Origin of the sequence: Neptunomonas concharum (assembly GCF_008630635.1) — a bacterium.
Lineage (GTDB): Bacteria > Pseudomonadota > Gammaproteobacteria > Pseudomonadales > Balneatricaceae > Neptunomonas > Neptunomonas concharum.
The window spans coordinates 1,774,766-1,791,404 of the sequence record NZ_CP043869.1; the positions used below are offsets into that span (position 1 = coordinate 1,774,766).

The window sequence follows — 16,639 nt, forward strand, 5'->3', positions numbered from 1 at the left end:
CACCCAAGTATTTGTTTTTTATTTTATTTTCTTGCATTCATCTTCGAGAAGCTGAGCAAAAACCTCAAATTCGGGAATACTTAGCGTACTAGGCGGCTTTACAAAATCTTTTACCAATTGGTCAAAACATTGCTGATAAGGTTCTACCGCAATGAGTGTGCCTTCTTTAAAAAACTTAACCCATGCATAGCTTTCCTTGTTTTTTATGAGGTCATAAGTCTTTGTCAGCGTACCTATGCAGGTCGTCGGGCGGTTATCTAACGTGCTAATAGGCTTCAGACTGAGGGTCGATAAACCGCCTTTTCCCCGAGTTGTTCCCGTTTGTTCAAAACCGGGCTTCAATAACGACATCAAGGTTGCAGGATTAACGTTCAGATCGACTTCCAATATCGCTTCGGAGACAAGCCGTGCGGATTGGATACCACCATTACAGCGATTCCCCTGCGCCTCTATACGCGTTAGAAAGTCTCTACCACTCGGTGTCCCGGGTAATCGACCAATGACATACACAGAAGCATCAGGAAACTCACTGCCCGCCGACTTATCATGAACTAGCAATAGCTCCATCGAGCGATCTAAGGTGCCTATCGGTTTATAAACAACATAGCCTTGTGGGGTTCCTTCTAAATCAACAGGCCGCTTCGCAAAATACCCGCCATCCGGCGTGCGCTTTACTTCAATGTCGGCATGAGCTGTTAAGCACTCATCCATATCAAAAGCGCCGCCATTGTCTTGCGCATTTTTAAGTGGCTGCAAACACAGCGGATGAAACAGCGGAATCGATTCAGGCCCTTCATAAGTGGCTTCAATAGCCATAACCGAGTTAACAAATACTGCCATCGAAAGACTAACGGCAACGGATAACGAGTTGAAACGCATTGGCTCTCCTGAGAGGTCATAAGATTTCCTCAGCTAAGAATACCAAAAAGGAGACAACACAGGCACGAATCAATTGCATTGGCGCACAAGAAGGTTTGAATGGCACGTTAGAGCGTGTATTTTTTCATGCAGCTCACTCACTATCCATTGGCACGTTAAATAAACATATCGTGCAGACCATCAACTATAAGAAAAGGATTCACTTATGTTACTAAAGACGTCTTCTTGGTTAGTAGCCTGTGCGCTATTTACCACCAACCTTTATGCCGCACAAACGACGGACGCGATCGATCCTGAAGCTGCGAGCGGATTTACCGCAAAGCAAAGCGTTATCGCCAATAACTATATGGTGGCCGCAGCTAACCCGTTGGCTGTCAAAGCAGGTTACGAAGCGCTAGCAGCCGGTGGTAGCGCGATGGATGCCATGGTTGCTGTGCAAGCCATGCTGGGGTTAGTAGAGCCACAGTCTTCAGGCTTAGGTGGTGGCGCTTTTTTGGTTTACTACGATGCGAAATCCAAAAAAATCACAACCTTTGATGGTCGTGAGACTGCACCAATGGCTGCCACACCGGAGTTATTTCAGGATGAAAATGGCAAACCGTTAACGTTTTATGATGCTGTTGTGGGTGGTCGCTCTGTAGGCACGCCTGGTACTGTAAAATTGATGTCCGAGATGCACAAACGCTACGGAAATCAACCGTGGGCGGACCTGCTCAAACCCGCACAAACCCTTGCCAGTGAAGGCTTTACTGTATCTGCACGTCTGGCGGGAGCCATTGCCAACGATAAAGAGCGACTTAGCCGCTACCCTGATACCCGCGCTTATTTCTTCACCCCCGAAGGTGAGCCTCTGGCAGAAGGCTCACGCCTTAAGAACCCTGAGTACGCTAAAACATTAGCGATACTAGCCAAAGATGGTGCTGACGCTTTCTATCAAGGCCCCATTGGTGAGGCTATCGTTAAAAAAGTGCAGAGTATCGAGGACAACCCAGGCCTACTGTCTTTGCAAGACTTAGCCTCCTATCGTGTAAAAGAGCGTGTAGCGACCTGCGCTCCCTACCGCCAGTACGATATCTGCGGAATGGGGCCACCCAGCTCAGGCGCTTTGACGGTGGGCCAGATTTTAGGGATAAGCAGCCATTTTGATTTGAAATCCATGGGACCTGACAGCCCTCAGTCATGGCAGGTTATTGGTGATGCTTCTCGGTTAGCCTTTGCGGATCGCGGCCGCTATATGGCTGATAGTGATTTTGTACCCATGCCGGATGGCTTACTTGATCCTGACTATTTAGCAGAGCGTGCTAAGCTGATCACAATCGGTAAGGCATTGGAAACATCACCCGCGGGTGAACCTCGCTGGGAAAAGTCACAAAAAGTCGCCTTGGCAGATGATCAGTCCATTGAGCTACCCTCCACAACCCATATCGTGATAGCTGATAAAGATGGCAATATTGTCTCTATGACCAGCACCATTGAAAACGGTTTTGGCTCCCGCGTCATGAGTAATGGCTTTTTGCTTAACAACGAGCTAACTGACTTTTCCTTCGCCAGTTACAAGGATGGCTACCCTATTGCCAACCGCTTAGAACCGGGTAAACGGCCTCGTTCATCCATGGCCCCTACCATTGTCATGGAAAATGGAAATCCCTATATGGCGATAGGCTCCCCCGGTGGGTCAAGAATCATTGGTTATGTTGCCTCAACCCTAATTGCTCATTTAGACTGGGGGCTGCCGATTCAAGAGGCGATCAACATGCCTCACTTGATCAATCGTTTTGGCACCTATGATCTTGAACAAGGCACACCAGCCGAGCAGTTTAAAGCACCGCTAGAGGAGATGGGCTTTAAGGTTAATATCAGAGACTTAAACTCTGGTCTTCATGCGATTCAGTTCAAAGATAATCAATTAATTGGAGGCGCCGACCCTCGCCGCGAAGGTACAGCGATGGGGGATTAGCCCAAGCTATGTACCTTTGCTAGTGAGTGAAAATGCACATCGATAAAACGGTTTTGATTACAGGCTGCTCCAGCGGCATTGGATACCATGTAGCAGTAGGATTAAAAGCCCGAGGATATCGGGTTATAGCAACCGCTAGGCAAGAACCTGATGTCGTCCGGCTCCAGCAAGCAGGGCTAGAAGCTCTTCAATTGGATCTGGATGACAGCCAAAGCATCCAGCAAGCCGTTAAGCAGGTGCTGCAACTCACTGATGGGAAGCTATATGCGTTATTTAATAATGGCGCATATGGCCAACCTGGCGCAGTTGAGGATCTCAGTCGTGATGTACTTCGCCAACAATTTGAAACCAATCTGTTTGGCTGGCTTGAGCTGACCAACTTAATCATCCCAGTCATGCGCCAGCAAGGTTATGGCCGCATTATCCAAAATAGCTCAGTACTCGGGCTGATTACGCTAAAGTATCGCGGCGCTTATAATGCCAGTAAATTTGCTTTGGAAGGATTAACAGATACCCTCAGGCAAGAACTGCACGGCAGCCATATCCATGTCTCATTGGTTGAGCCTGGTCCGATCAGCAGTGATTTTCGTAAAAATGCTTATGCAAAATTTAAACAGAATATAGAAGTTGAAGGCAGCGCTCATCAGGATGTTTATGAAGCCGTTGAACGGCGTTTGGCTGCACAACCAAATCCGGAACAAAAAGATCTGTTCACCTTAGGACCTGATGCAGTACTAGGCAAAGTTATTCATGCACTGGAAGCCAAAAAGCCTAAGCCCCGTTACTATGTCACCGTACCTACTTACCTGTTTGCCTATTTACGCCGCCTGCTACCCACAAAAGCACTGGATTGGTTACTGCGCAAAGCCTCCAGCGACGAGAACAAGTAAAAATGCCCGCATTCAGCGGGCACTTTTCAGACAGTGGCATTTAGCAATCGGCGGGTAAAATGGTGCTACTGACCTCACCAAAACCAATGCGTGCCGCCCCTTCTTTCGCACAAAAACCTCTCATGATAACGGTGTCTCCGTCATTCAAGAACGTGCGGGTCTCACCATTGCCCAGATCTACCGGCTCCTTACCGCCATTAGACAGCTCTAACAACGAACCGGCTTCTTTGTGCTCAGGACCTGACTGGGTGCCACTGCCGAAGAAATCACCCGGCTTAAGGTTACAACCGTTAACGGTATGGTGGGCAACCATCTGCGCAACCGTCCAGTAAGAGTGGCTAAAGTTTGAAAAAGAAACCGATTGCGCTGGCTGGTTATTGCGTCGCATCTGCTCCGTTTGAATCAAAACTTCCAGCTTAATATCAAAAGCCCCCTGCGCTCGGTTCGCAGCGGATTCTAAATAAGCGAGCGGCTGTGGATCGGCCTCATCGCGAGTCCAGGATATGCGGTAAGGTGCCATCGCCTCCAGCGTCACAATCCATGGAGAAACCGTTGATGCAAAGTTTTTCGCCAGAAATGGGCCAAGCGGCTGATATTCCCATGCCTGAATGTCACGAGCAGACCAGTCGTTGAACAAGCAGAAGCCAAATACGTGATCGTCTGCAGCATCTAGCGGAATGCGATCGCCCATTGCATTACCTTTACCAACATAGATACCTAGCTCTAGCTCATAATCCAAGCGTTTACATGGCCCCAAGCTTGGTTCAGCAGCATCAGGCGCCTTGGTTTGGCCTAAGGGGCGACGGAATGTTTGCCCAGAAACACCAATAGAGGATGAACGGCCATGATACCCAATAGGCACCCATTTATAGTTGGGCAGTAATGGGTTATCAGGTCGGAAAAGTTTGCCGACGCTGGTTGCATGGAAAACAGAGGTATAGAAGTCCGTGTAGTCACCAATGTGAGCCGGCAACTCATACTCCACCTCACTCATCGGTACGAAAGCTGCCTCCAATGCCCGGTCAGCCCCTTCACGCAGCCCTTTAGATAATGCCAAACGCAGTGCTGAAGCAAATTGGTTTCCCAAACCCATAAGACGGTTCAGCGTAGTATCAGATGCCGCTTCAGCCGCTACTGCAGCATCGCCTGAGAGTAGTTTCAGGCTAGCAACTTTGGCAAGATCAATGACCTGATCACCAATCGCAACACCTCCGCGATAGGTTTCGTTACTACCCGCCCGACGAAAAATGGCAAATGGTAGATTTTGAATGGGGAAATCACAGGCTTCACTATTGGCAGATGCCACCCAGCTTTTCAAATTTACATCGTGGGTTTCGTTTAACTGTATCATGTATTTTCTCTCTACCCTGAAAACGGAAAAAACGAAAGCCTATTATGGCTTCCGTTTATAAAAGGTTAGTTCTGCGTCACAGTTGACTATTGGTCCGCAAACTCTTCTTCATGTAACCATGCTGCATGCTTAGGTGCTTTCTTAGTTTTCGACCACTCTTCCAACATAGCCGGTGCGACCTCTTTGAGCTGTTTCATCTGTGCGTCTGTGCCTGTAATACAGGTCAATTCTAAACGATGTCCATTCGGGTCAAAGAAGTAGATCGATTTAATAATGCCGTGGTTAGTTGGGCCTAAAACGTCCAGACCTTTGGCTTCCAAATCGGCTTTAGCTTCCATCAGTGCTTCTTCACTGGCCACTCGGAACGCAATATGTTGAACCCACTCAGGTGTGTTGCGATCCCGATCCATCTTCTCTTTTGTCGGCAACTCAAAGAAAGCCAGAATATTACCGTTACCAGCATCCAAGAAAAGGTGCATATAAGGGTCAGGCTCTTTTGTGGAAGGCACCAGATCTTCAGCAATGGCTACCAGAAAATCCATGTTAAGCATCTTTTGGTAGAACTCAACGGTCTCTTTCGCGTCGTTGCAACGATAAGCAACATGGTGAATCTGTTCCAGCTTGATCATGTCCGCACCCTCGATATTTATTGTTTGATATAGCCTCCATATTAGTAACATATGTTACCATTGTCAAAGATCAATATTTTTTAATATCTATTTGTTTTATATAGACTTTGTCAATATTTTAGTTATTTATTCCTAACAGGAAATTGTTTTTTACTCTATTGTTGACATACTATAAGGCATCGAAAGCAAGGCAGTACCTCACTATGACCAGTAAAATGCCACCCAGTGATAAACCCGCCACCCTTCAGCTCAACCAGTTTTTCCCTTATCGCTTATCCCAACTGAATGCCTCTGTTAGCGAAGTGATTGCTCAGCTATACTCGGGGCGTTTCGATCTAACGCCTCATGCTTGGCGTGTAGTTGCGACATTAGGGGAGAATGAGCAACTGGCTGCTACTGAGATAGCACAGCTTACAAGCCTTGAGAAAATGCAAGTCAGTCGCGCAATATCAAGCTTAAAAGCGACGGGGCTGATTATGCAGGAAGTTGATCGTAAGGATCGCCGCTTCTCCAGACTCAGGCTTTCGGATGACGGTAGAAAGGTCTACCAACAAATCGTCCCTCTAGTGACAGCACGAGAAGGCTATTTGCTTTCAGTACTCAGTGACGAAGAGAAAACGCTCCTCTACGCTTTAATTGACCGCATTGCGAATCAAGCGGAAACCTTAAAGAAGTTAGGCTAATCCATAGCCTTGGGGCCATTAACCTGTCACAAAATCTTAACATAAATGAATGTTGTTTTTTGTCACAATGCGCCCGTTGAAATTTTATGAACTGAGAGGCTCGGCGAATGAAGATCAAAAAAAGCAATGTAGCAATGGTAGAAAAGTGGATCGATATTCAACTAGCCAAAGATGACAAGTTTCCTTTTGATCAAGACGAGTCATCCAAAGCATCTAAAAAACACCTTAAAGCCTTAAAAGCCTGGAGAAAATGCACTCGTAATGCAAAAGAAGTCAGGGAGTGGTGTGATGAATGGTTGGATGAAGAGTACACCGAAAAGCTCTGGAGCTCTATCGAGAAAAACCGCTCACATAAGGCTGATCAAACATTAAAACTGACTCAGGATGCATACGAGCGTATTACCGCCGAAGCCGACGAACTGGACCTCTCCCCTTCGGAATTGATTATTTCGCTTTTGCCATCAGATAAGTCTTAATCTTATGCGTTTTTCAGGCTGACATAAAATCGAAAACCGCTAGCCAGTATCACCCCAGCGGTTATACGGCTAGCCCAGCCCACGTTAGTGGATCGGTCTGCTCGCCTAAGAGCCCTATCCCTTGATACAAAATTGTTTCTCTAGGTGCAGATATTATCTGAGTAGAGAAAATGTAATTTATTTGAATATAGTCACTAAATAATCATTCATTATTAGCAGGTATACCCTCAACTCTAATACAGTCTCGTCCAGAGTCTTTTGCTTGATACAATAGCGCATCGGCACGCTTAAATAGATCATGGGTAGTTACATCTTCGTCAGCAATCTCGGCCACTCCGATACTGATCGTATAATTGATTTCTTTACCTTCAAACAAAACAATATTGTCTCTATTCACGGTTAAAATTCGTTCTGCTAATAAAACCCCCTTTTCTACTGGTGTATTGGGTAGAAGAATCACAAACTCTTCACCACCAAACCTAGAAAAAAGGTCAGTGTTTCTCAGTAACCGCTGGGTAGTAATTACCAAAGATTGCAATACCAAATCACCGGCTAGGTGCCCATACAAGTCATTGATCTCTTTAAAGTAGTCAATATCCAGTATTAATAGCGTAAAATTATTTTCATAACGCTTCGCAAGATTAAACTCTCTATCTAAGCTTTTTTGAAACCCCCTACGATTAGTTATACCGGTAAGCGAATCTAGATCTGCTTGCTTAGCAAGTTCTCTCTGAGCTTGTTTTCTTTTTTCCACTTCATAGCGCAAACGAAGTGTGATGAGCGAGAGGTAGAAAATAGCCCCCACTAATAAAATAAAGGGGAAAGATAACAATTGTAACCACCGCTTAAAACGCTCCCAATCATCACCCGTATCGCTTTGGTAGATAAATGAGTCTAGGTCATAGTGATCTATCAACCCCAGATGCTGATAAACCTTAGCAATACTTTCCCAACGTGTTTTATTGATATAACCGACTTCGATGACACTGGGGTTGATCAGTTTCATCATCTCTTGCGCTTCATACAGAAGAAACGCTTTGTCGTACTGTTCTCCACGCATTTTGTATGTATTGAAAATATGACTGGCAATCTCTTCAGGATGAGCTAATGCATAACGCCAACCGTCCAACGAAGCTTGGCGAAACTTGCTCACCACCTCAGTTTGCTCCTTTAGCATGTACTCGCTGGTAAATAGCAAGTCACCGTAGAAATCGATTCCATAATCTCTAGGCTCAATGGCAACTGGCGCTTTACCCGCTTTCTTTAAAAAATAAGGGGAGTCCGTTATATAGGCGGGCATCAGCTGTGTTTTACCTTGTATCAGATCATTTAGATCCCACGTGGGAAAATGGTTATTCAACGAGCTCAAATCAACACCGGCAACCAGAAGAGCTGCTACCGCCTCCGCATCGATGCGCTGATCACCACTTCCGGGTAAATTAAGTGAAATAGGACGTTGATTGCCAATATCCTCTAAGCGATTAAAACCGTAATCTTCTGTGGTTAAAAAGACATAGGGGGAGTGCTGCAGTATGTTCGCCAGCACGACCAATGGAAAGCCACGGCTGTGATTGATAAGCAGATCCGAGCGTGTCGTGCCAAACTGTGCTCGATGAAATAACACCTCAGACTCTGGCACAATTGCGTGGCCATGTTCATCGTAACCACCATCTTTGATAGTTACATCCAGCCCCGCATCCTGATAGAAGCCTTTTAATTTCGCTGCATAATAACCAGCAAATTGAAACTGATGGTTCCACTGTAATTGCAGAGTAACAGCTACGGTATCCTGCTTCTCCCTAGCGATTATATCCGTCGTAAACAGTAAGCATATTAGAAACATCTTTACGACACAGAGGCTGCGAAAGATATTAAACCATTCTGCCATACATCCCTGACCTCAACCCGAAAACGGGTTAAACTTTAGATTACATAGTAGCAGAGGCGGTTTTTTTCGCCATCTATTAACCACTTTACATAGTTTCCTGTAGGTAATACGAATGAGTTTACTCCACAAACTAAAATCACTGTTTGCTGTAGAAGAAGTCCAACAACCTGCTTTGAAAGAGAATTATAAGGATTTTGAAATCATTGCTGATCCTGTTGAAACCGATGGTCAGTACCGTATTAATGGGCTTATTAAAAAAGGAGAGCATGAACACATCTTCATTCGAGCGGATCTATTACCCTCACGCGAAGCGTGTGAGCAGGAAACCTTACGTAAAGCTCGTGTGATGATAGATCAACAAGGAGATAGACTATTTAACCCGCAATAGCCTGCAATTTAAGCGCATATGTCAGCACCTTTGATGGATTGTGTCATTGTTTCCACATCCTTTTCTTTAATAGGCTTGTCGTTATAACAATAAAAACGAGAGCCTCTTTATGACACACAAGAAAACACTGGCATGCCTGGTTGGCTTACTGACACTGCAAAATGCCCACGCTAATGAGTTCAGTAACACACTATTTTTTGGAGACAGCCTCACCGATTCCGGCTCATTTCTGCCTATCCTGCAGGCTAACCCCAGTTACAACGGGGCCGGGAAATTCACAACAAACCCAGGGCCTGTTTGGTCAGAAGTGCTAGCAGCTGAATATGGCGTAGCCTTATCCCCTGCCAATCAGGGTGGCACTAATTATGCCGAAGGCGGTGCTCGAATCATCGACCAGCCTGGCGTTGGTAGCTTTCCTGCAACGGGCGCTACTCCTATCCTGACACAAGTTCAGACCTACCTTGCTGCTAACGGTGGCAAGGCCGATCCAAATGCACTCTACTCACTCTGGGGGGGCGCTAATGATATTTTTTGGATTGCTGGCGGACAGGTAGCCACCGCTGATATTTCCAACTACCTAACGACCACAATTACAGGACAAGTCCAGGCTATTGGGGCCCTAAGAGCCGCCGGGGCGAAATATATTATTGTGCCGACACTACCTGATATTGGTGCCAGCCCATTTGGTACATCTCAAGGTGCTGCGGGTGCCGAAGGTCTTACCCGGTTGTCGAAAACCTATAATGACAATTTAATGCAGGCCTTACGGGTTAATAATATCTCCGTTATAACGGCGGATATGTTTACACTACTAAAAGAGATCCAAAGCCAGCCAAACCAATATGGTTTTGAAAATGTATCCCTGCCTGTTTGTGGAGCCCTGAGCTCTCTGCTGTGTGTCGAAGGCGAGCACTTTCCTTCTGGCTTAGAACAAACGTTTCTGTTTGCTGATGGTGTGCATCCAACCTCATCGGCTCATAAAATCATCAGTGAATATGTCAAAAGTATCTTAGATGCCCCAGCTTTCGCCCAAAGCTTGCTTGTATCAGCCAGTCTAGATCAGCTCGCTATCATCGACGAAATCGATACTCAGCTTAACCAATCAAGAATGCAAAATGATGGTGAAACCTCACTCTGGATCAGTGGTAGCATGGGTAATCAAGACGGTGTCGTCGAGGCTTCCCCGACATCCCTTGGGATTGGTTTAAGTGTGCGTCAAAATCAGCATCAAACACTGGGAGCTGGTTTGCACTTGAGCCAAGCCGATGCGGATATGCAAGGCGGCAATGTGGATGCATCAACAACGTCATTTACGGTTTATGGTGGTTGGGATATCAACCAATGGCAGCTTAACAGTAGTTTGACGGTATCTGCAGGTGATTACGATACCCAACGAACAGTTAACCTTGGTGCAGCTACCCGTACTGTCAAAGGAAGCACCGATGGTATCCACTTTGGCGCCCAAGCCAGCCTTCATTACCCCTTAGAAACAGCAGCCTTTCATCATGGCCCTACTCTGCGGCTTCGCTACCAACGTTTGAGCCTTTCCGGTTTCTCCGAGGAAGTCGGGACAGGCTCATCAACGGCTATGCATTTTGGCGCACAAACGGACGACAGCTTAACCGCTGTGGCCGGATGGCAGATTCGCAGCAAAGGTACACAGTGGCAACCTTATGGTGGCCTTGAGTGGGAGCAAATACTAACCGAAGATCCCGATTCTGTAATGGCATCGTTAGTAAACTTGCCCGGCAACGTGTTCTCACTCCCAACTATCGAGCAGGATAAAGGGACAGGGAAACTCACGTTGGGTGTCGACGGAAAACTAACGCAAAACATGTCTCTGAGTGCTCGCATCACCCATGCGTTTGCAAATGATAGCCGAGACGATACCCGATTTAATCTATCGGCAAATATTAGATTCTAAATGCCACCCATCTGGATCAGGGTACCAGACTGATACCCTGATCCAATAGCCTCTATTAAAGGCTTATCTCTGCTGGCAGGACTAACAACTCCATGTGAAGTCGGTTATTAGTTACTCTTCGACCAAGAATCCCGCAAAGTCACCGTTCTGTTGATGATTAGATGTTCGCTGCTAGAATCAGGATCAACACTAAAATACCCCATCCGCTCAAACTGGTAACGACTTTCCGCAGGCGCATCCCTTAGCCCTGTTTCAGCTCTCGCCTCTTTCAGGACAACCAACGATTCAGGATTTAAGCAATCCATAAAACTGCGGTTCTTATCACCATCAGGATTCGCTTCTGTGAACAGTCGATCATACATACGCACTTCACAAGGAACGGATAACTCTTCAGATACCCAATGAATAACGCCATTAGGCTTATAGCCTTCAGGGTTAGCACCATTGGTTGCAGGGTCGTATGTGCAGAGTAGCTCGATCACCTCACCCGCTTCATTTTTAATTACTTCATTGCAGGTGATCACATAAGCACCGCGCAGACGAACGGAGTCACCTGGAGCTAAGCGCTTCCACTTATCTTTTTTATTTTTAGGGACTGGCTTCTCTTCGATGAAGTCTTCCTGCTCAATCAGTACATTGCGAGTCAGGCCAACTTTACGCATACCCATGCTCTCATCTTTGGGGTGCGCAGGTAGTTCAAACCACTCTTCAACCCCTTCAGCCATATTGGTTAAGGTAACTTTAAGTGGCTGCGTTACACACATGGCACGAGGAGCTGAGCTATCCAGATCATCTCTAATCGCAGCTTCAAGCATCCCCATATCAACAATACCATTTGAGCGGGTCACTCCAATCATATCGCAGAAACGTCTAATCGATTCAGGAGTGTAACCTCGACGTCTTAGACCCGAGATGGTTGGCATTCGAGGATCGTTCCAGCCAGCAACGATCTGCTCGTCGACCAACTGTTTCAGCTTACGCTTACTGGTGATGGTGTAGTTCAATTCAAGACGAGAGAACTCGTACTGACGCGGCTTAGCAGGCACCGGTAAATTATTGATAAACCAATCGTATAACGGGCGATGATCTTCAAACTCCAATGTGCAGATGGAGTGCGTAATACCTTCGATCGCATCGGATTGCCCATGAGCAAAATCATAAATGGGATAGATACACCATTTATCGCCTGTCTGATGGTGATTAGTGTGCAGAATACGATAGATCATAGGATCACGTAGATTCATATTCGGCGCAGCCATATCAATCTTTGCCCGTAAAGCACATTCACCTTCTGCAAATTCACCGTTCTTCATTTTCTCAAATAACGATAAATTCTCTTCTATGGTGCGGTCACGGTAAGGGCTGTTTTTGCCAGGTTCACTGAAGCTACCACGGTACTCGCGTGCTTCTTCAGGACTTAAATCACACACATAGGCTTTTCCTTCTTTAATAAGATGGACTGCCCATAGATATAACTGATCAAAATACGCCGATGTATAACGGATTTCGCCAGTCCACTCATATCCCAGCCACTGAATATCACTGATAATGGAGTCAATATACTCTTGGCTTTCTTTTTCAGGATTTGTGTCATCAAAGCGAAGATGGCAAGCACCTTGATACTTCTCAGCGGTTCCAAAATTCAAGCAGATAGACTTCGCATGACCGATATGTAGATAACCATTAGGCTCCGGCGGGAATCGCGTTACAACACTCCCTCCGTGTACATTATTTTTTAGGTCATCTTCGATGATCTGATGGATAAAATTGGTCGGTTTTAGGCTGGATTCGTTATTTGACATGTTCTCTACGTCTATTCAAACCGGTTTCAAGGCTTTATGCCTTGAGCAAAGGGGCATTATAAACACTTAGAGAGCCAGTTCACACAACCGTCAATGGTAAATTTCTATAAAGATAATCACCTATACCGTGCAGCGGAGTCATACTTGCGTATAATAGGCAGATTACAAGATCGATGATTAGAAGGACTCAATAGCAATGATTATTCTCCACACAAACCATGGCGACATTACGTTAGAGCTTGATTTTGATAAAGCGCCAAAAACCGCTGCAAACTTCGAGCAATATGTTCGTGATGGTTTTTATGATGGTGTAATTTTCCATCGTGTTATTGATGGATTTATGATTCAAGGTGGCGGCTTTGAACCAGGTATGGTCGCCAAAGACACTCGCGAATCGATTGAGAATGAAGCCGATAACGGGCTATCTAATCGAAAAGGTACGATTGCGATGGCCCGCACCATGGACCCTCATTCAGCCTCAGCACAGTTTTTCATAAACGTTTCAGACAATAGCTTCCTTGATCATACCGCCAAAACAACAGAAGGCTGGGGTTATGCCGTTTTCGGCAAAGTAGTTGATGGACAAGACATTATCGACACCATTAAAGGCGTAGAGACCACAATGCGCGCAGGCCATCAGGATGTACCCAAAGAAGACGTTGTTATTGAAAAAGCAGAAGTCGTAGAGAGCGAAGAATCTCAAGCTTAACCTATGTCAGTCTTTTTCATTTCAGACCTTCACCTACAAGCAGAGCGCCCGGATATTACTCGGGCGTTTGTACACTTTATTGAGACCACCGCAAAACAAGCCAAGCAGCTCTACATTCTTGGGGACTTATTTGAAGCCTGGATTGGCGATGATATGCCTGTACCTGAATTTGAGCACGTGTTCTCGTCTCTAAAAAATCTAAGCAGCAGCGGGTGCCACATATATTTCCAATGTGGAAATCGAGATTTTCTTGTCGGCCAACAGCTCATGGCACGTATCGGGGCAACGCTTCTAAGTGATACAGCCATTGTCAGCTTGCCCGTAGGACCTGCCCTCCTCATGCATGGTGATCAGCTATGCACCGATGACATCGAGTATCAATCTTTTAGAGAGATGGTCAGAAATCCCACATGGCAACAAGATTTTATCGACAAACCTCTAAAAGAGCGTATCGCAATTGCAAAACAATTAAGGAATGCTAGCAAAGCACGCGGTATGGAAAAAGCGGATGAGATTATGGACGTTAATGCACAGGCGGTAGAAACTGCGTTCAAAAATGCGAACGTCGACCTGATGATTCATGGACACACCCATCGCCCTAACATTCATAGTACCGCAATCGATGGCCACTGCAGATCCCGGATTGTTTTAGGCGATTGGGACCACAGCCTATGGTATCTATGTTGTGATATCAATGGGCTCAACTTGGTCGATGAACCCATTAGTTAGCTAGCGTTTTGACTAGGCCGCCGTTGGGACTCCACTATGAAACCGGAATTCGGTGTCAGGCGTAGAAATCAATTCCGCTTCAACCTCACGAAACATAGCCACCCTTTCATCGATTGGCTCGCCTGCATAATCAGCCGCTAATCCCAAATAGTCTTGATAATGGCGACCTTCTGACTTCAACAAGGAGCGATAGAATTTGGCCAGTACATCATCTAGATGAGGAGCAAGCTTTGCAAAACGCTCACACGAACGTGCTTCAATAAAAGCCCCCACAATAAGCGTATCGACCAACCGGCCCGGTTCGTGGGTTCTGATATGCTGACGCAGCCCACCGGCATATCGAGCAGGCGACATGTGGCAGTAGGTAACATTACGAGCTTCCATTAACTCTAGAACCTGCTCAAAATGGATTAGCTCTTCTCGTGCAAGACGCGACATTTTATTGAGCAGATCTGTACGATCCACATAGCGAAACATAAGCGTCATTGCCGTCGAAGCCGCTTTTTTTTCACAGTGTGCGTGATCAATTAAAAGTATCTCAGGCTGCCGTAATGCCTCATCGACCCAAGCATCGGGAGTCTCACAACCTAAAAATTCATGAATTTCGTTAAGGACGTCCATCAATTACCTACCTCGTTATCAAGCAGGTAATTATATCGCTTCGAGAAGCCGCACAAAACGGCTAAATAGAAAATGGCTGACACCAAAAAACGGGGTAGAAAGACACATGCCTTTCTACCGTCATTAAACTAATCAATCAACGTATCAATGAGATCAATCATAAACTCGGTTGACTCTTCATCCATCAGCTCCCAGCCTCCCAGCTGCATCGCCTCGAGTACTTTCTGCCCTTTTGGGTCATCTTTCATCTCAAGCAAGCAAGTACTGAGCTTTGGAATTAAATGCTGAATACGAGGGCCAGCTAAAAGGGCGTGATGAATTACATCAATTTGGCTTTCAACCAAGACACGCATTTGATTTTTGGTTAGACCAGATAAATCTTCAAATGCTTCTTTCAGGAAAAACCCAATATCTGCACTACCGTTTAACAAACTCTTTGCGACAAGGACATAGCTATGAACATGAGAGATTGTTACATTGGATGCGTCTAAATCAGCCGGCTCAATCATGATCATGCCCATCATATGCACATCAGGATCATGCGTTGTAGCCACACGAATACCCGGCGGGAGCGTCTCTATTGACTGGTATTGAGACCCATCAGGAACAGCAATGATGGCCTCATCAGAATTACCGGTAGGTCTAACAACTGCTTTGAAACCCTTTTCCCTAACCAGCATGGCTGCATCGTAAGGGTTGGCATAAATTAGATCAATTTTGTCGAGTTGGATATCCCGCCGCTGCGCCTCAAAATCATCATACAGCTCCAGATGCATAGGCATCTCCAGTTGACGCTGTAACCATGTATTGAAAATAAACCAGCCTGATAAATGGTCAGGAGAGAAGTCAGGGCTTACCGATAAAGTACAGGTCATATTCTAGGCTCCCTGATCAGCAAGCATCGTTTTATAGAGTGCGGTACACTCGTCCACTTTACTTCGAGAAGGCTTCCGCCTCACTGAGGTATATCCCATTAATTGGCCATTACGAATATTAGGGATCACTGTTGCTTTGACCCAGTAATAAGCACCATCTTTACGCAAGTTTTTAACGTAACCATGCCACTTCTTACCCGACTGAATAGTATCCCAAAGATCCTTAAAGGCGGCAGATGGCATATCTGGGTGCCTCAAAATAGAATGGTTTGTCCCAATCAGCTCTTCAAGCATATACCCAGACATATCAATAAACGCTTGATTTGCGTGAGTAATTATACCGGTAGTATCTGTCCGGGAAACAATAAGCTTCCCGTCAGGATAAGGCACTTCTTGATCAACGATTACCGCCTCTCTCGAAGTACCGTCAAAATATTTGATAAACATAAGCGTTGCTTCTTAGAGCAGCTTACCAATCGCTTCAGCCGCTCGTTTTACGTCCAGAAAAATCAATCCTAAACGTGCGTTGGGTTTTGCCACAACGGTTAACACTGAATCATGATTCGCGTGAGTCATCAAAATGTAACCATCGACACCTTTAACCAGCACCTGTTCGAGCTCGCCACGAGCCAGCTCCTGGGCTGTTCTTTCTCCAAGAGAAAGCATTGCTGCGCTCATTGCGCCCACCCTGTCTTCATCCATGCTAGAAGGCAATAAAGCCTCGATCATCAAGCCATCGGTTGAGATGACGGCTGAGGCTTCAATCTCAGCTGAAGTACCATTCAGGTCGCTAAGAATTGACCCCATCATTTCAGAACGCATAGCAACTTCACTCCAT

17 protein-coding genes are annotated in these 16,639 nt (G+C 45.9%); 8 read left to right on the plus strand and 9 right to left on the minus strand.

All coding sequences use genetic code 11. The annotated features are described in order from the left end of the window. Window positions 1-18: 18 nt before the first annotated feature. Window positions 19-879 (minus strand): hypothetical protein, encoded by an 861-nt coding sequence (locus tag F0U83_RS08260; RefSeq protein WP_138987320.1) that lies wholly within the window; start codon window positions 877-879, stop codon window positions 19-21. Between the two features lie 205 nt (window positions 880-1,084). Here F0U83_RS08260 and ggt point away from each other — a divergent pair, with 205 nt between their 5' ends. Both ggt and F0U83_RS08270 read left to right on the plus strand, forming a co-directional pair. Beyond that, a complete protein-coding gene (ggt, locus tag F0U83_RS08265) occupies window positions 1,085-2,836 on the plus strand; it encodes a gamma-glutamyltransferase (RefSeq protein WP_138987321.1) in 1,752 nt (583 codons plus the stop codon). A gap of 32 nt (window positions 2,837-2,868) precedes the next feature. Continuing rightward, on the plus strand, window positions 2,869-3,726 hold the full coding sequence (locus F0U83_RS08270; RefSeq protein ID WP_138987322.1) for an SDR family oxidoreductase: 858 nt from the start codon (window positions 2,869-2,871) through the stop codon (window positions 3,724-3,726). Window positions 3,727-3,766: 40 nt separating this feature from the next. Here the strand turns inward: F0U83_RS08270 and fahA are convergent, their stop codons facing one another. After that, window positions 3,767-5,077, minus strand: a complete 1,311-nt coding sequence (gene fahA, locus F0U83_RS08275) for a fumarylacetoacetase (RefSeq protein ID WP_138987323.1) — start codon at window positions 5,075-5,077, stop codon at window positions 3,767-3,769. An 86-nt stretch (window positions 5,078-5,163) separates the two neighbouring features. After that, window positions 5,164-5,706: a VOC family protein gene (locus F0U83_RS08280; protein ID WP_138987324.1), complete on the minus strand. Its 543-nt coding sequence runs from the start codon at window positions 5,704-5,706 to the stop codon at window positions 5,164-5,166. 203 nt (window positions 5,707-5,909) lie between these two features. On the opposite strand from F0U83_RS08280, the gene F0U83_RS08285 reads away from it, so the two are divergent. Together F0U83_RS08285 and F0U83_RS08290 are read left to right on the plus strand one after the other, a co-directional pair. Then, window positions 5,910-6,389: a MarR family winged helix-turn-helix transcriptional regulator gene (locus tag F0U83_RS08285; protein ID WP_138987325.1), complete on the plus strand. Its 480-nt coding sequence runs from the start codon at window positions 5,910-5,912 to the stop codon at window positions 6,387-6,389. A gap of 107 nt (window positions 6,390-6,496) precedes the next feature. Then, entirely contained in the window at window positions 6,497-6,865 is a 369-nt protein-coding gene (locus tag F0U83_RS08290) for a hypothetical protein (protein WP_138987326.1), read from the plus strand. Between the two features lie 202 nt (window positions 6,866-7,067). On the opposite strand, the gene F0U83_RS08295 is transcribed toward F0U83_RS08290, so the two are convergent. Beyond that, the gene (locus F0U83_RS08295; protein WP_138987327.1) at window positions 7,068-8,753 is read right to left on the minus strand and encodes a GGDEF domain-containing protein; all 1,686 of its coding nucleotides are present in this window, start codon (window positions 8,751-8,753) and stop codon (window positions 7,068-7,070) included. A 112-nt stretch (window positions 8,754-8,865) separates the two neighbouring features. On the opposite strand from F0U83_RS08295, the gene F0U83_RS08300 reads away from it, so the two are divergent. Both F0U83_RS08300 and F0U83_RS08305 read left to right on the plus strand, forming a co-directional pair. Then, complete coding sequence (locus F0U83_RS08300) at window positions 8,866-9,141, plus strand: HlyU family transcriptional regulator (RefSeq protein ID WP_138987328.1); 276 nt, start codon at window positions 8,866-8,868, stop codon at window positions 9,139-9,141. 109 nt (window positions 9,142-9,250) lie between these two features. Continuing rightward, complete coding sequence (locus F0U83_RS08305; protein WP_138987329.1) at window positions 9,251-11,065, plus strand: autotransporter domain-containing protein; 1,815 nt, start codon at window positions 9,251-9,253, stop codon at window positions 11,063-11,065. Window positions 11,066-11,172: 107 nt separating this feature from the next. Here the strand turns inward: F0U83_RS08305 and F0U83_RS08310 are convergent, their stop codons facing one another. Further along, window positions 11,173-12,867: a glutamine--tRNA ligase/YqeY domain fusion protein gene (locus F0U83_RS08310; RefSeq protein WP_138987330.1), complete on the minus strand. Its 1,695-nt coding sequence runs from the start codon at window positions 12,865-12,867 to the stop codon at window positions 11,173-11,175. A gap of 196 nt (window positions 12,868-13,063) precedes the next feature. Between F0U83_RS08310 and F0U83_RS08315 the strand changes: the two genes are divergently transcribed. Beyond that, window positions 13,064-13,576 carry a peptidylprolyl isomerase gene (locus F0U83_RS08315; RefSeq protein ID WP_138987331.1) on the plus strand — a complete coding sequence of 171 codons (513 nt, stop codon included), beginning with the start codon at window positions 13,064-13,066 and terminating at the stop codon, window positions 13,574-13,576. 3 nt (window positions 13,577-13,579) lie between these two features. Continuing rightward, window positions 13,580-14,305, plus strand: a complete 726-nt coding sequence (locus F0U83_RS08320; protein ID WP_138987332.1) for a UDP-2,3-diacylglucosamine diphosphatase — start codon at window positions 13,580-13,582, stop codon at window positions 14,303-14,305. Between the two features lie 12 nt (window positions 14,306-14,317). Here F0U83_RS08320 and F0U83_RS08325 read toward each other — a convergent pair whose 3' ends face one another. The 4 genes from F0U83_RS08325 to F0U83_RS08340 all read right to left on the minus strand — a co-directional run bounded on the left by F0U83_RS08325 (window position 14,318) and on the right by F0U83_RS08340 (window position 16,623). After that, a complete protein-coding gene (locus F0U83_RS08325) occupies window positions 14,318-14,926 on the minus strand; it encodes a MiaE family protein (protein ID WP_138987333.1) in 609 nt (202 codons plus the stop codon). 128 nt (window positions 14,927-15,054) lie between these two features. Then, entirely contained in the window at window positions 15,055-15,801 is a 747-nt protein-coding gene (locus tag F0U83_RS08330; RefSeq protein WP_138987334.1) for a phosphate/phosphite/phosphonate ABC transporter substrate-binding protein, read from the minus strand. A 3-nt stretch (window positions 15,802-15,804) separates the two neighbouring features. After that, complete coding sequence (locus F0U83_RS08335) at window positions 15,805-16,248, minus strand: PAS domain-containing protein (protein WP_138987335.1); 444 nt, start codon at window positions 16,246-16,248, stop codon at window positions 15,805-15,807. A 12-nt stretch (window positions 16,249-16,260) separates the two neighbouring features. Beyond that, window positions 16,261-16,623: a roadblock/LC7 domain-containing protein gene (locus tag F0U83_RS08340; protein WP_138987336.1), complete on the minus strand. Its 363-nt coding sequence runs from the start codon at window positions 16,621-16,623 to the stop codon at window positions 16,261-16,263. Window positions 16,624-16,639 lie beyond the last annotated feature (16 nt).

What these genes read in the sequence shown, in the direction of transcription:
- F0U83_RS08260 (WP_138987320.1), bottom strand. Translation starts at nt 879, where the DNA reads ATGCGTTTCAACTCGTTATCCGTTGCCGTTAGTCTTTCGATGGCAGTA.
- ggt (WP_138987321.1), top strand. Translation starts at nt 1,085, where the DNA reads ATGTTACTAAAGACGTCTTCTTGGTTAGTAGCCTGTGCGCTATTTACC.
- F0U83_RS08270 (WP_138987322.1), top strand. Translation starts at nt 2,869, where the DNA reads ATGCACATCGATAAAACGGTTTTGATTACAGGCTGCTCCAGCGGCATT.
- fahA (WP_138987323.1), bottom strand. Translation starts at nt 5,077, where the DNA reads ATGATACAGTTAAACGAAACCCACGATGTAAATTTGAAAAGCTGGGTG.
- F0U83_RS08280 (WP_138987324.1), bottom strand. Translation starts at nt 5,706, where the DNA reads ATGATCAAGCTGGAACAGATTCACCATGTTGCTTATCGTTGCAACGAC.
- F0U83_RS08285 (WP_138987325.1), top strand. Translation starts at nt 5,910, where the DNA reads ATGACCAGTAAAATGCCACCCAGTGATAAACCCGCCACCCTTCAGCTC.
- F0U83_RS08290 (WP_138987326.1), top strand. Translation starts at nt 6,497, where the DNA reads ATGAAGATCAAAAAAAGCAATGTAGCAATGGTAGAAAAGTGGATCGAT.
- F0U83_RS08295 (WP_138987327.1), bottom strand. Translation starts at nt 8,753, where the DNA reads ATGGCAGAATGGTTTAATATCTTTCGCAGCCTCTGTGTCGTAAAGATG.
- F0U83_RS08300 (WP_138987328.1), top strand. Translation starts at nt 8,866, where the DNA reads ATGAGTTTACTCCACAAACTAAAATCACTGTTTGCTGTAGAAGAAGTC.
- F0U83_RS08305 (WP_138987329.1), top strand. Translation starts at nt 9,251, where the DNA reads ATGACACACAAGAAAACACTGGCATGCCTGGTTGGCTTACTGACACTG.
- F0U83_RS08310 (WP_138987330.1), bottom strand. Translation starts at nt 12,867, where the DNA reads ATGTCAAATAACGAATCCAGCCTAAAACCGACCAATTTTATCCATCAG.
- F0U83_RS08315 (WP_138987331.1), top strand. Translation starts at nt 13,064, where the DNA reads ATGATTATTCTCCACACAAACCATGGCGACATTACGTTAGAGCTTGAT.
- F0U83_RS08320 (WP_138987332.1), top strand. Translation starts at nt 13,580, where the DNA reads ATGTCAGTCTTTTTCATTTCAGACCTTCACCTACAAGCAGAGCGCCCG.
- F0U83_RS08325 (WP_138987333.1), bottom strand. Translation starts at nt 14,926, where the DNA reads ATGGACGTCCTTAACGAAATTCATGAATTTTTAGGTTGTGAGACTCCC.
- F0U83_RS08330 (WP_138987334.1), bottom strand. Translation starts at nt 15,801, where the DNA reads ATGACCTGTACTTTATCGGTAAGCCCTGACTTCTCTCCTGACCATTTA.
- F0U83_RS08335 (WP_138987335.1), bottom strand. Translation starts at nt 16,248, where the DNA reads ATGTTTATCAAATATTTTGACGGTACTTCGAGAGAGGCGGTAATCGTT.
- F0U83_RS08340 (WP_138987336.1), bottom strand. Translation starts at nt 16,623, where the DNA reads ATGCGTTCTGAAATGATGGGGTCAATTCTTAGCGACCTGAATGGTACT.